Annotated in this window: 2 protein-coding genes; both read left to right on the top strand. The window is 72.4% G+C overall.

Annotation, left to right across the window (positions count from 1 at the left end; all coding sequences use genetic code 11):
• A partial coding sequence (locus tag HP550_RS00090) for a rhamnogalacturonan lyase family protein (RefSeq protein ID WP_175345567.1) occupies window positions 1-181 on the top strand: 181 nt, incomplete at its 5' end.
• Window positions 182-239: 58 nt separating this feature from the next.
• Window positions 240-362, top strand: a 123-nt coding sequence (locus HP550_RS00085; protein ID WP_175345566.1) for a glycoside hydrolase N-terminal domain-containing protein, incomplete at its 3' end; no start/stop codon positions are given.

Below are 362 nucleotides of genomic sequence, written 5' to 3'. Positions count from 1 at the left end.
GCTGCGGATCTACGCCACCCCGACGCCGACCACCACCCGCGTCTGGACCCTGCTGCACGACCAGACGTACCGCGTGGCGATCGCGTGGCAGAACACGGCCTACAACCAGCCGCCTCACACCGGGTTCTTCCTCGGCAGCCCGTTCACCCTGCCGGCCAAGCCGGTCATCAGCACGCCCTGATCTACGCTGCCGGTCGGACCGCACCCGTCCGCGGTCCGACCGGCAGCCCTGGAGACCCGTGACCGAGACGACCCTGCGCTACGACGCCCCGGCGTCGGCCTGGACCGAGGCCCTCCCGCTCGGGAACGGGCGGATCGGCGCGATGGTCTTCGGCGGCGTCGCGGTCGAGCGGCTCCAGCTC

Origin of the sequence: Cellulomonas humilata (genome assembly GCF_013359775.1) — a bacterium.
In the GTDB taxonomy this organism is placed as follows: domain Bacteria; phylum Actinomycetota; class Actinomycetes; order Actinomycetales; family Cellulomonadaceae; genus Cellulomonas; species Cellulomonas humilata.
This window is presented reverse-complemented; position numbering and strand designations above follow the sequence as displayed.